The 12,244-nt window shown below is 72.1% G+C and carries 9 protein-coding genes; 1 reads left to right on the top strand and 8 read right to left on the bottom strand.

The features are described 5' to 3' along the window. Window position 1: 1 nt before the first annotated feature. The 8 genes from ABZ911_RS02890 to ABZ911_RS02855 all read right to left on the bottom strand — a co-directional run bounded on the left by ABZ911_RS02890 (window position 2) and on the right by ABZ911_RS02855 (window position 10,092). On the bottom strand, window positions 2–976 hold the full coding sequence (locus ABZ911_RS02890; protein ID WP_358051041.1) for a lantibiotic dehydratase C-terminal domain-containing protein: 975 nt from the start codon (window positions 974–976) through the stop codon (window positions 2–4). Then, a complete protein-coding gene (locus ABZ911_RS02885; RefSeq protein WP_358051038.1) occupies window positions 969–3,590 on the bottom strand; it encodes a lantibiotic dehydratase in 2,622 nt (873 codons plus the stop codon). The genes ABZ911_RS02890 and ABZ911_RS02885 overlap by 8 nt, the downstream gene beginning before the upstream one ends. Window positions 3,591–3,609: 19 nt before the next feature. Beyond that, window positions 3,610–5,139, bottom strand: coding sequence for a SagB family peptide dehydrogenase (locus ABZ911_RS02880; protein WP_358051035.1), 1,530 nt, complete (start codon window positions 5,137–5,139; stop codon window positions 3,610–3,612). A 9-nt stretch (window positions 5,140–5,148) separates the two neighbouring features. Continuing rightward, the gene (locus ABZ911_RS02875; RefSeq protein ID WP_358051032.1) at window positions 5,149–7,074 is read right to left on the bottom strand and encodes a TOMM precursor leader peptide-binding protein; all 1,926 of its coding nucleotides are present in this window, start codon (window positions 7,072–7,074) and stop codon (window positions 5,149–5,151) included. Continuing rightward, entirely contained in the window at window positions 7,067–9,007 is a 1,941-nt protein-coding gene (locus ABZ911_RS02870) for a hypothetical protein (RefSeq protein ID WP_358051030.1), read from the bottom strand. The genes ABZ911_RS02875 and ABZ911_RS02870 overlap by 8 nt, the downstream gene beginning before the upstream one ends. Window positions 9,008–9,335: 328 nt before the next feature. Further along, window positions 9,336–9,509 carry a thiomuracin/GE37468 family thiazolyl RiPP peptide gene (locus ABZ911_RS02865; protein ID WP_358051027.1) on the bottom strand — a complete coding sequence of 58 codons (174 nt, stop codon included), beginning with the start codon at window positions 9,507–9,509 and terminating at the stop codon, window positions 9,336–9,338. A gap of 203 nt (window positions 9,510–9,712) precedes the next feature. Next, complete coding sequence (locus ABZ911_RS02860; RefSeq protein ID WP_358051024.1) at window positions 9,713–9,880, bottom strand: thiomuracin/GE37468 family thiazolyl RiPP peptide; 168 nt, start codon at window positions 9,878–9,880, stop codon at window positions 9,713–9,715. Window positions 9,881–9,915: 35 nt separating this feature from the next. Beyond that, a complete protein-coding gene (locus tag ABZ911_RS02855; RefSeq protein WP_358051021.1) occupies window positions 9,916–10,092 on the bottom strand; it encodes a thiomuracin/GE37468 family thiazolyl RiPP peptide in 177 nt (58 codons plus the stop codon). A gap of 346 nt (window positions 10,093–10,438) precedes the next feature. Between ABZ911_RS02855 and asnB the strand changes: the two genes are divergently transcribed. After that, entirely contained in the window at window positions 10,439–12,241 is a 1,803-nt protein-coding gene (gene asnB / locus ABZ911_RS02850) for an asparagine synthase (glutamine-hydrolyzing) (protein WP_358051019.1), read from the top strand. Window positions 12,242–12,244 lie beyond the last annotated feature (3 nt).

Genomic DNA, 12,244 nt, shown 5'->3' with positions numbered 1-12,244 from the left:
ATCACTTTCCTCTCACGGGGGTCAGGTCGGCGAGGATCCGCGCCGCCAGGTACGTCACGTACATCTCGTCGGCGAGCGGCACGCCCAGCCGGTTGCAGGCCAGGTGGGCGCAGCGCAGCAGGATGCCCGCGACGACCCGCTGCGGCCCGCGCAGGTGGTCGAACCGCCAGGTGTACGGCGATCGCGGCACCTGCACGGCCAGCTCTCCTTCGGCGGCCAGCAGGTCCAGCGACGTCCTGAGCCGCTTCACCGAGCGCAGCCAGCCGCTCAGCGGCTCCCCGTCGTCGCCGCCCTGCCCCGCCAGCTCCCACAGCCCCCGGGCGTGCTCGCGCAGCCGGTCGCGCTGCCCCAGGTAGGCGGCTTCGAGGTCGGGGCTCTCGAACGAGCGCCAGTCGAGGCCGCCCGCCGGGTCGAGCGTCTGCGGGACCCGGTCGAGGTCGGGTTCCCAGGCGGCCAGGGTGAGCAGGTTCAGCGACAGGGCCAGCCCGCACCGCCTGCTCTGCGGGGTGCCGGCCGTGATCTGGTCGAGGGCGAGGCGGCTGGACTCCACGAAGTGCCGCTCGACGCAGGCCAGCGACGCGCCCGTGCCGTACACCTGGTGCTCGGGCCGGTACGGCACGACCGCCACCGTGTCCCTCGGGCGCAACACGGTGTCGGCGCCGTCGAGCCCTTCCCGCTTGGCCAGGCCCGCGGCCAGGTGCGTGTACCGCTCGGCGTCCGGCCATTCGGTGGAGGGGTGCGCCCGCAGGTAGCGGCCGACGCGGTCGAGCAGCGTCGCCTCGACCGCGGCGGCGTGGCCGGGCGCGGCGGCCACCCGGACGCGCACGTGCGGTCCGCCCTCCCAGTAGCGCAGGAAGAACCAGCCGCGGGCCAGGTCGTCGCGGCGCAGCCCGGCCACGGCCGGGGCGATGCCCTCGGCCAGCAGGGCGTCCTGGTCCTCCTGGTGGAAGGCGTGCACGCTCACCCAGTCAGTCACCGGGCACCTCCACGATCAGTTCGGTGACCCGCCGCGCCGTGCCGTAGGCGGGGGCGTCGGCGAGGTCGGGCAGGGCTTCGGTGAACACCACGAGGTCGCGCGGGTCGCCGATGCTCCGTTCGAGCAGGGCGACGAGGTGCCAGACCGCGCAGTCGACGTAGGTGGGCTTGCGGGACTTCAGCTCGACCCGGTACGAGCTCAGCTCGTTCGCGATCACCCGGACGTAGAACCGTTCGGGGATGCCGCGCTCGGCCAGCCAGTCGGCCAGGCGCAGCCAGAAGGTGCCGTCGGACTCGCCGCCGCGCCGTGACGGCATGTCGGCGGCGGGGAAGGCCCAGCACCTGCGCATCAGCGTGACGCTGCCCACCTCCAGCCGGGGCAGCATCTGCACGCCTCCGGCGCGCGGGTCCACCTCCGGCGGCAGGAACATCGGGACGCTGGCGTGCAGGTAGGAGGGTGCGGGGCCGAAGGCTTCGACGAGGTGGCGTACCGGGCCCGGCAGCCAGAACTCGGCCATCATGCCGCCGTGGATCGGCAGGACCGCCTGTCCTGACGCCCGGGAGACCAGCCGCAGCAGACCGGTGGCCGGGTCGTGGGCGACGTCGAGGTCGCGGAGCGGGATGCGGGGGCGGTCCGAGGTGGAGGGGGTGGTGAAGGGGTAGTCCAGTTCGTGGCCGGCGACGGCGGCGCGGAGGTTGAGGTTGCTGGCGAACAGGCCGCTGGACTCGGCCAGCAGGTCGCCGCCCGCCGTGCGGTCGATCAGCGGCCAGTCGCCCACGGCCTCGGCGGCGTCCGCCTGGCGCATGAGGCGGACGATCCTGCTGTGCGCTCTGCCGTACCCCGTGATCACCGCGTTCACCACGGCGCGTGGTTCGGTGCCGGTGCCGAGGAGTTGGAGATAGCAGGCGAGGGGGCCGGCGGGGCCGGGGGCGCGCGGGGCCGGGCCCATCGCCTGCTCCAGGGCCTCGGCGGTCATCCGGGTGACGCCGTGCTCGTCGGCTCCGGCGTCGATGACGGCGGCCGTGGCGCGTTCGATGGCCAGGGCCTGCTCGGCGGCGAAGGGCAGGTCCCGCCACTGCTCGGCGGCGGTGTTGAGCGGGCCCATGCAGAGGGTCTGCAGGGTCGTCCCGGTCAGCCCGCCGACCCGTTCGGTGTCGCCGGCCGCGATGACCCGGCCGACCAGCTGGTAGAAGTCCAGCCAGGAGGCGGTGCCGCCGTCGCCGTAGGTGGCGGCGAACACGTGGCCGAGCGCCCGCCGCCCCGCCAGGCACGGGTCGAAGACGGTGACGACGTCGCGCAGCCTGGTCAGGTCGTCGATGATCGGCGCCCAGGCCCGGGGGCCGCATTCGGCCACCGGGGTGACGAACACGGCGTTCTCGTGGAAGAGGTTCTTGCGCGGCACCGGCTGCGGCGCCTCCTCCGCCCCGGCGACCAGCCCGCTGAACCGGCCGTACACGCGCTCGTGCCGCTCCAGCCGCGCCTCCGACTCGCTGATCTCCGGATAGCCGCGCAGCTCCTCCTGGAGCAGCCGCAGCTCCTTGACCAGCGCGTCGGCGTCCGCTCCGTCGGCCGCCTCCAGCCAGCCGATGAGCTCGCCCAGGTGGTCGCCCGCCTGGTCGGGGTACGGCGAGACCGCGTGCAGCAGCCCGGTCTCCACCAGCCTGCCCACGAAGGCGGCCACCTGCTCCTCGGCGAGGGCGGGGTCGATCTCGATGAGGTGGCGGCAGACCTCGGCCAGCGTCACGCCCTCCCGTTCCCTGACCGCCCGCAGGCACTCGCCCAGCGCGGGGCTGTCCCTGACGGTGACGAGCGGGGTCTGCGGCCCCGGCCCGAGGAACCTGATCAGCTCACCGTGCTGGACCAGGCTCGGGTTCTCCCGCAGGCCGATCCTGCGGACCAGCGCGGGATCGCGCAGCAGCGCGTCCGTGAGCCGCTTGACCAGCCAGACGTTGAGCTCGGCGACGCTCGTCCAGTCGAAGGCGCCGGTGGGCCGCAGCGCCTGGTCCACCTCCTCCCGCCAGGGGACCAGGCCGCTGACGGTGAAGGTGCTGTAGGGGCTGGTCTTGGCGACGACCCGGGCCAGGTACTTGGCCAGCCGCAGCAGCGTCTGCCGCTGCGGCGCGCCCTCCCCCGGGTCCCGCAGCCACTTGGTCAGCTCCTCGAACAGCACCGAGCTGCCCTGCACGAGACCGAAGCGGAAGGCCGGGTCGCGCAGCGACTCGCGCAGCCTCGCGTTGGCCGTGACGGTCTCGGCCTCCATCAGCTCCGGCAGCCCGGCCAGCAGCGCCTCACGGTCCCGGTAGCGGGAGTCCCACGCCTCCACCCGCGCGCCCAGCCCCACCGGGAGGGCCAGCCTGACCTCGGTGTTCCAGATCCGGGGCGGCAGCCGGCGGATACCGTACACGGCCCGGCGCAGCGCCACCAGCCTCGGCTTGACCGAGGCGGCCGCGGCGCCGCCGATGATCGGGTAGAGCTCGTCCGACAGCAGCGTCCCCTCTTCCCTGAGCCACTGCCCCAGCGCGACGATCTCGCTGACGGCCGCCCAGCTCCTGTGGAATCGCAGTTCCTCCAGCGCCGACGCGGGGAGGGCGGCCACTCGGATCGCGACCTGCACGCTCCCACCTCGCTTTCAGTCAGAAGACGACGGGCATTTCGTACTGGGCCGTCGAGGTACGCCGGCCTAACGCGATCTGGAAGATGGGGGTGCGGGCCGCCTCCCCGATCCCGAGCAGCCGCTGGACGTCGGCGGTCACGTAGCCGTTGATCGGCCTGGCCGCCAGCCCCTCGGCGCCCGCGAGCAGGCAGAGCCGCTGGGCGACCACGCCGGCGTCCATGTTGGCCATCCGGTAGCCCCGGTTGCCCCAGGCTCCGGTCACCCGCTCGCGGTCGGTCACCACGTAGCACCAGACGTTCACCGAGGGCACGTCCACCACGGGCGGGCCCAGCATCATGGACGCGTCCAGCCGCCCCTCCGGAAGCGGGCCCACCGGGCACGGCCCCGAGCCGTCCGCGTTGAGCCGGTACACCCCCGGCCGCAGGTCCTCGACCCGCTGCACCGCCAGGTACACCTCACCCAGCGGCGCCCCGCCCAGATCGGCGGAGTACGGCTGGAGCAGGTGCCGGGCCAGCCGGGTCAGGCTCGACGCCGGGATGCTCTCGCCGCGCGGGCGGAACAGGCTCCCGCCCGAGTGGCGGCGGCGCAGCGCGTCGGCCAGATCCGGTTCCGCGCCCGCGGGAGGCAGCGCGACCGGCGCCCCGCCCAACGGCCGCGGCCGGTCAGGCGGCGGGGCTCCGAACTCCGCCGCGCTGTCGAGCACCGAGTGCCCGTCCACCAGGTAGACGTCCCCGGCCAGCGTGGTGTCCTTACCCACGTCCGTGAACGGCGGCCTGATCTCCGGCAGGGCGGCGATCAGCTCGGCCGCCGTCACCGGCTCCCGGCGCGCGCCGGGCACCTGCCCCGCCGGGTGGAGCGGGATGACCGCGACCGTCCGCTCCTCCCCGGACACCAGGCCGAGCAGGTGGTCGAGGGCCGCGTCGAGGAACTGGTAGTGCACGTGCCCGGTCAGGCCCAGCGCCGCCGCCACCATCAGGACGTTGCCGGCCACCATCCCGGCCTCCTGCGTGCACAGCCGGTAGGCGTAGTGCCGGTAGCGGAAGGCCGTCTTCCAGAAGTGCGAGGTGAGCACGATCACCGCTTCCGCACCGGACAGGTCGGCCCCCGCCGCCCGCGCCACGATCTCCCGGTGATCCCCGCCCCGCAGCTCCACCAGCGCGTGGTGCAACTGGTCGTAGTGGTGCACGCCGTCGCCGGTGACGACGTACAGCTCGGTCGGGTAGAAGCATCGCGCCGACGGCACCAGCCGGTGGTACGGCCAGCCGTTGATCGCGCCGACGTCCACGCGGGAGAAGCCGTACCCGTAGTAGAGCAGCGTGCCCAGGTCCAGCGGTCTGGGCGGCCCCCCGGTGAAGGCCCGCGTGACCGGTCCGAGGGTGGTGGGCAGGCGTTGCGGGAACGGCCGCGAGGGCCGGTCGAGGTAGTTCTTGAACTTCGGTGGCTCGTCGGGGGTGCCCTCCTCGCCGAGACCACGGGACATCAGGCTCATGGTGTCGACGAAGGTGTCGTTCCAGTAGCGGTTGCCGATCGCGAGATCCTGGTTGCTCATGGGCCTGACCTAGGGGAACGGGTGCGGGTGAGGGTTGATCTCGTCGGGCCGCAGCGGCGCCGCGCGGTAGCCGAGCAGGTGCGGCACCTCCAGCAGGCGGGGCAGCCCGTCGGTGCGCCTGGCCCAGTGGCCGAAGGTCATCGGCAGCAGCCCGGGGATCAGCACCTTCACGCAGCGGAAGCCGCCGGCGGTGTGCTCGGGCATGGTCTGGTCCACCACCACCACGTCCTGGCCGCGTTCGAGGAAGCGGGCCACGGTCGCGGTCAGGTCGTCGGTCAGGTCGTCGTGGCGCGGCAGGAAGGCGCCGGCGTAGGAGTCCTCGATGGTGTGCGGCTTCTCGTCGCGGAAGAGGAAGCCGTACCGGGGGAAGGCGTCGGGGTGGGCGTTCACCAGGGCGTGGTCGTGCATCTCGCGGACATCGCCCGGGTTCTCGACCATGCGGGCCGCCCTGGCCCGGTCCTCGTCGGTCGTCTCCGAGCGCCACTCCACCATCGGCGCCAGCTCCAGCAGCGCGTTGGCGATCGCCCGCTCGGGCACGAAACCGGAGGCGGCGGCGCAGAAGGCCTTGGCGTCCGTCTCGGCGTCCGGGTTCACGGCCATCACCCACACGCTGGGGATGCCGTGCTCCATGGTGGTGTCGAAGGCGCGCACCTCGTAGCCGCAGGTCTGCCGGAAGCGTTCGACCATCAGCGGGACCGTGGGGTCGGTCGCCGAGGAGAGGTCGAGTTCGCGGACCGGGAGCCTGCCGTACCAGGTCATCAGGAAGGCGTCGCGTTCGGCCAGTTCCAGGATGCCGTAGAGGATCGCCTCCTCCAGGCAGCCGCCGAGGGCGCAGCCGTTGGAGATCTCGTACACGAAGGGGCGGTAGGAGTGGTCGACGAGGTGCATCCGGTAGTAGACGCAGCACTCGGGGACCAGGATCGGCTCGTCGCGGGCGAAGGAGTGCCCCCAGACCCACGGGATGACCAGGTCGTCGTGGTAGCGCTCGAACGGGAAGCCGGGCTGGGCGTAGCGCTCGTCGGAGTAGAGGCCGAGCGTCTTCGGGTCCAGTGCCCGGTCGGCCAGCTCCCGGTAGCTGCCCTTCACCACCGTGCGGCGGCCACCCGGCCGGCCGCCGCCGTACCGCTCCACGGCCTCGGTCACCGCGGTGATCTGGGCCGTGCGGTAGTCGAGGTCGCGGCCGAAGCCGGTCTCGGTCTGGGTCGGTGACATCGCGATGGGGGCGGAGGTGGTGGGGTAGGTCCCGTAGATCGTCCGCTGGAGCGTCCTGATCAGTCCCGACTCCGGGTCGACGTAGACGTCCAGCAGGGCGTCGGCCTCCCGGTGCAGGTCGCGGACGCGGTAGGTGACGGGGGTCGCCTTGGGGTGCGGGGTGAGGCGGACGCGGGCCGCCTCGGGGTCGTCGTCGGGCAGGCCGCCGCACCGCAGGCAGGCCGGCTCGGGCAGGAACCGGTGTACGCCGGTGGACAGGGTGTCCAGCTCGACGTGGATCACCGCGTTCCGGGTGCGGGGCTCGCCGCGCAGCAGCCGGGCCAGCTCGTCGGCCGCCAGCTCGGTCACCGCGTCCACGGCGAACCGGGTCAGCCGGATCTCGGGGGCGGCGAACCCGTCGGCGAACCTGTCGCGGGCGGCGCGCAGCTCGGTGGCGTTCGCGACGGCCTTGTCCCGCCGCGAGGCGACGCAGTCGGGGCAGCCGGGGGTGCCGGGCAGGGTGGCGGGGCCGATGAAGGCCGTGCCCAGCTCGACGCGTACGGGGAGCCAGGGCAGGCCGGGCGGGGGTTGCGTGTCGCCGACGGTCACGACGGCGGACAGCCCGGCGGGGGCCGCCGCGCCCGCGCGCAGCCAGTCGACGTCCACGTCGCGCTGGAGCCGATCGGCCACGGCGTGGCCGAGCCCGTCCGCTCCCGCGACGCCGACTACGAACCGGTCATACATGGACCACCGCCTGGACGACGGTCGGCAGCACGCCGGTCAGCACCGGGTCGTGGCCGGCGGGCAGGGCGTGCACCTGGTAGCCCTGGGCCGAGAGGGCTTCGAGCAGCTCCTGCCAGGTGAGCGGGGTGGCCGGGCGGGGGGTGCCCGCCTCACCGCGCAGGGGCTGAGGAAGCTGGGGGACCTCGCGTGAGGTGAGGGCGCCCTGGTGGTCGAGCAGGACGCGCTCCAGGCCCTCGGTCAGCGCGCTCGCGGCGACGTAGGCGACCGTCCTGGCGCCCGCGCACAGGGCGTACGTCGGGACGCCGAGGGCGCCGGTCACGTCGTAGACCTCCACCGGGAGCCGGGCGGCGCGCAGCAGTTCGCGGTAGAGCCCGCCGAGCTCGTCCAGCGGGAGGTCGTCGAGCCGCGGGAAGGGCTCGGCGGCCTGCGGCGCGGCGGCCGCGGTGATCGTCACGCAGTGGTCGAGCAAGGCGGCGGTGAGCGCGGCGTCGGCATCCCGCCCGGCGGCCAGCCCGACGGGCGGGCGGAAGGAGGCGGCGGGCGACCCGGCCGCGTCCAGGGCGGGGAAGGCCGTGCGCGCCTCGATCAGCTCCGGCTTGTCCAGGGTGAGGTTGTGCGCGTAGACCCGGCTGCCGCTCAGCCTGCGCCGGTCGACCGCGAGGGCGGCATAGGCGAGCAGGGCGGTGGTCGCGCCGCGGTGCCGGGCGGTGCGCAGGTCGGGCCCGCCGCCGCCGACCGTCACCGGGCCCCCGGCGAGGTCCAGCAGGGTGAACGGGTCGGACACGGTGACCGTGCAGGCGAACAGCGGGAGCTGGGTGATCTCCTCCTCGGCCAGTCTGCCCAGCAGGCCCGTCTCGGGGTCGAAGCACCCGGCGACCACCTCGGAGAACCGCTGGTCGTCCAACTCCGTCGCGCTGAGGAAGCCCGCGTAGCGTTCGGCGAACGCCCCCTCGGTGTCCTCCTCCGCCGGCTCGGCGGCGGGGTGCGGGTGGAAGCGGTGCTCGCTGGTCTGGAGCGTCTCCAGGTCGACCCGGCTGACCGAGTCGGTCCGCTGGCCGGTCACCTCGGCGATGCCGGTCAGGTGCCGGAACAGCAGGAAGCTCACCCGGTTGGCCCCGATGGAGGCGGTCGGCCCGGCCAGGTAGTCGCTGACGGCCTCCCCGGCGCCGGGCGCCTGGTTGGCGCGGCGCCGCGACCAGAAGGACTCCCAGCCCTCGGGCGCGGAGACCGGGCCGGTCCAGGCCGTGTCCCCTTCCATCACGCCCTGCACGAGCACCCGCCCCGAGCGGCGGCACACCTCGGCCAGTTCGGCGGCGCGCCCGGCCATCGGCAGGTCGGAGACGTGCAGCACCGCCTGACCGGCTTCCACCACGGCGGACAGGTCGTCAAGGGCGCGCCGGGCGAAGGTCTGCCGCGCGTCGCACAGCCGTTCGGCGTACTCGTCCAGCCGCTCGACGTCGGTCGGGCACTCCTCGCCCACCAGCGCGGTCACCGTGCGCACCCCCGAACGCAGGCACGCGTGCACCAGCGCGGCCAGCGACAGTCCCGCGCCCACGCACACCACGGGCGTCTCGCGGTAGCGCTGGAAACGCCAGCCGGCCGAGTCCGCGAAATAGTCGATATAGGCGATCTCCGCCGCGTAGGCCGCCAGCTCCTCCTCGCCGAGATCGTGCGCCCGGTCGTCCTGGGCGTCCTTCACCAGGGAGGCTTCGTGCAAAGCGGTCACCAGTGTGGTGACCATGTCCTTCTTCTCCTGCGGCAGCTCGCTGACCAGCTCCTCCAGCGAGACGGAGCCGTCGAGGTGCGGCGCCAGCCGGTCCATCAGCGGGAGGACTGTCCGCCCCTTCACATGGAGATATCGGCTGGGATGGATGAACACCACGCCTTCGGCGTTCGGCACCCAGTAGACGTCGGGCTTGAGTTTGGGCTTCATGGCGGCGACCTATCCTTCGGCACCGGTACGGGGAAGGGACCCGGCCGATCCGTCTCGACCCGGCCGGGTTCGGTACGGCGGCACACCAGCCGCACCGTGGTTCATTCAGGCACTAGCCACAGCAGCAGCACGTGATGCAGCAGCTGCAGCACCCCGTGCAGTTCGGGGCGTAGGAAGCCCCGACTTCGGCCATGGCGTGGCCGCCCATGAGCGACTCGAGCCGCAGCCCGTCGGCGCCCATCGGCTCCAGGGGTTCACTGTCGAGGCTCGCCAGGTCAAGGGCGAGACTCTTGCGTACGGACATGTCGATGCCCTCTCGTTCGGCTGGTCAGCAGCAGCAGCAGCAGGTGACGCAGCAGCTGCAGACCTCGCAGGAAGCGGCGACCTCCGCCATCGCGTGGCCGCCCACGAGCGACTCGAGTGACACCGCGCCGGCTCCCCCCTCGATCTGGAGGGGCTGGACCTCGACGGCACCGAGGTCGAGAGCGAGATTCCTGTTCATCGGAATTCCTCTCCTAGCAGCAGCAGCAGCACGTGATGCAGCAGCTGCAGTTGGGGGTGCAGGAAGCGGCGACCTCCGTCATGGCATGACCGCCGAGCAGCGACTCCAAGGACGTCGCGTCGTCCCCCCTCTCGATCCGGAGGGGCTGGACCTCGACGGCTCCGAGGTCCAGAGCGAGATTCCTGTTCATGGACTCTCCTCGCCTAGCAGCAGCAGCAGCTGCACAGGACGACGTTGGACGAGATGGAGGAGGCCCCGACCTCCAGGCCCTGCCCGTGGGCGAAGGTCTCGAGAGTCTGGGCGCCGGGGGCGGCGGCCTCAAGAGGCGTCACGGCCAGGTCGTCCAGATCAAGTGCCAGTTTCGCAGGCATTCGATCATCCTTTCTGGGGTTTTCCCCCGCGGTTCTCAGCAGCAGCAGCACGGACAGCTGCAGCACCAGGAGGGAAGGACGGACGCTGCCATCTCATCCATTCCGTGGCCACTCGCAAGAGCTTCCAGGGACGTCCCGCCGAGCGACGGGACAACGATTCTCTCGATGTCGACGTCGGCCAGGTCCAAGGACGCGGAAATCTTCTTCTGCATTTCACCTCCTTTCTGACACGATCGAGCGCAGCGGCGGGGAAGTGCGCCGCGGACGCTGGAACGAGGGCGAGATGCCCAGTTCAGAGGGCATCACGGAGGCGACAGTCGTAGTCCTGACCACGTCGCTTGGCCGCCGGCCGGCCTTGTGGGGCGCGACCGCACCGGGCGGTTGACTAATGGATAGTCCACTTCTCCGGCACTGTCAACAAATGAATTGCATTTCCCTTGCCGGGCCGGATGTGATACCACATGGACGGAACGCGTAATGCGTAATTCATAAGGTTTCTTAAGGAAGATAAGAAACCCTAAGAGTCCTTAGGAAAACATAATTCGTAAGGGGACGCCCGTGTGTGGAATCGCCGGCTGGGTCGACCGCGAGCGTGATCTTCGGCTCGAACGGGAGACCGGCGAGCGGATGACGGCCACGATGGCCTGCCGAGGTCCCGACGACGAAGGGCTCTGGGCCGGGCCGCACGCCCTGCTGGGCCACCGGCGCCTGGCGATCATCGACCTGGAGGGCGGGGTCCAGCCCATGCGCGAGGACGCGGGCGCGCCCGTCGTCCTCGTGTTCAGCGGCGAGGTCTACAACTTCACCGAGCTCCGCGAGGAACTGCGCGGGCGCGGGCACCGCTTCACCACCCGCTCCGACACCGAGGTCGTGCTGCGCGCCTACCTCACCTGGGGCGTGGACGCCGTGCGGCGGCTCAACGGGATGTTCGCGTTCGCGATCTGGGACGGCCGGTCGGAGACCCTCCTGCTCGCCCGCGACCGGCTCGGCATCAAGCCGCTCTACTACGCCGAGAGCGGCACCGGCCTGCTGTTCGGCTCCGAGCCCAAGGCGATCCTCGCCCATCCGGGCTTCGAGCCGGAGATCGACGAGCAGGGACTGGCCGAGCTCGTCGGCATGTGGCCGTTCACCACGCCCGGCGAGGCGGTCTACCGGGGGATGCGCGAGCTGCTTCCCGGGCATGTGCTGGTGCACCGGCCCGAGGGTACGGCGCTGCGCCGCTACTGGCATCTGGAGAGCCGCCCGCACACCGACGGCTTCGACGAGACCACGCGGAACGTGCGCGACCTCCTGGAGGACGCGGTGGGCCGCCAGCTCATCGCCGACGTGCAGCTGTGCACGCTGGTCTCGGGCGGCCTGGACTCCAGCACGATCACCGCGCTGGCCGCCGGGCGGCAGGGGAACGGCAAGCTGGCCACGTTCTCGGTGGACTACCGGGGCAGCCGGGACGACTTCCAGGCGCACCGGGACACGCCGACGCTGGACGCGCCGTACGTCGCGCGCATGGTCGAGCACCTCGGCACCCAGCACACCGACGTGGTGCTGGACACCGGCGACATGACCGCGCACGAGGAGACCGTGGTGCGGGCCAGGGACCTGCCGTCCATGGGGAACATCGACATCTCGCTGCTGCTGCTGTTCCGCGCCGTGCGCCGGCAGTCCACGGTTGCGCTGTCCGGGGAGTCGGCCGACGAGGTGTTCGGCGGCTACCCCTGGCACACCGACCCGGCCTCCGGCACCTTCCCGTGGCTCGTCACCGGGTACGAGTACCCGTGGCTGCATCCGACGCTGGTGCACATCCTCAAGCTCAAGGACTACGTCAGGGACCGCTACAGCGACGCCGTCGCCGAGGTGCCCAGGCTGGCCGGCGAGTCGGCCGAGGAGCGGAGCAGGCGCGAGATCACCTACCTCGGCCTCACCCGGCACCTGCCCGCGCTGCTCAACCGTAAGGACCGGATGAGCATGACCGTCGGGCTGGAGGTGCGGGTGCCGTACTGCGACCACCGGCTGGTGGAGTACATGTGGAACGTCCCGTGGGAGATGAAGGCGGCGGGCGGCCAGGAGAAGGCGCTGCTCCGGCACGCCGCCACCGGCCTGCTGCCCGAGGAGGTACGGTCCAGGACCAAGAGCCGCTACCCCTCACCACAGGGCGCCGCCTACCAGAAGGCCGTCTGGGACCGCATCGAGGCGCTGCTGCACGACCGCGAGTCCCCGCTCCGGCCGCTGCTGAACGTGCCGTTCCTGACCTGGCTGGTGGATCGCGTGCGAGAGTCGCCCGCCTCCCCCCAGTGGACCATGCAGCTCTCGTCGTTCCTCAGCTTCGACACCTGGCTGCGCATGTACAAGGTGCGCATCCGCTGAGCG

It is taken from the genome of Nonomuraea sp. NPDC046570, from assembly GCF_040645915.1.
GTDB lineage: Bacteria > Actinomycetota > Actinomycetes > Streptosporangiales > Streptosporangiaceae > Nonomuraea.
Note: the sequence above shows the minus strand (reverse complement) of the source record. Positions and strands in the feature narration are given on the sequence as shown.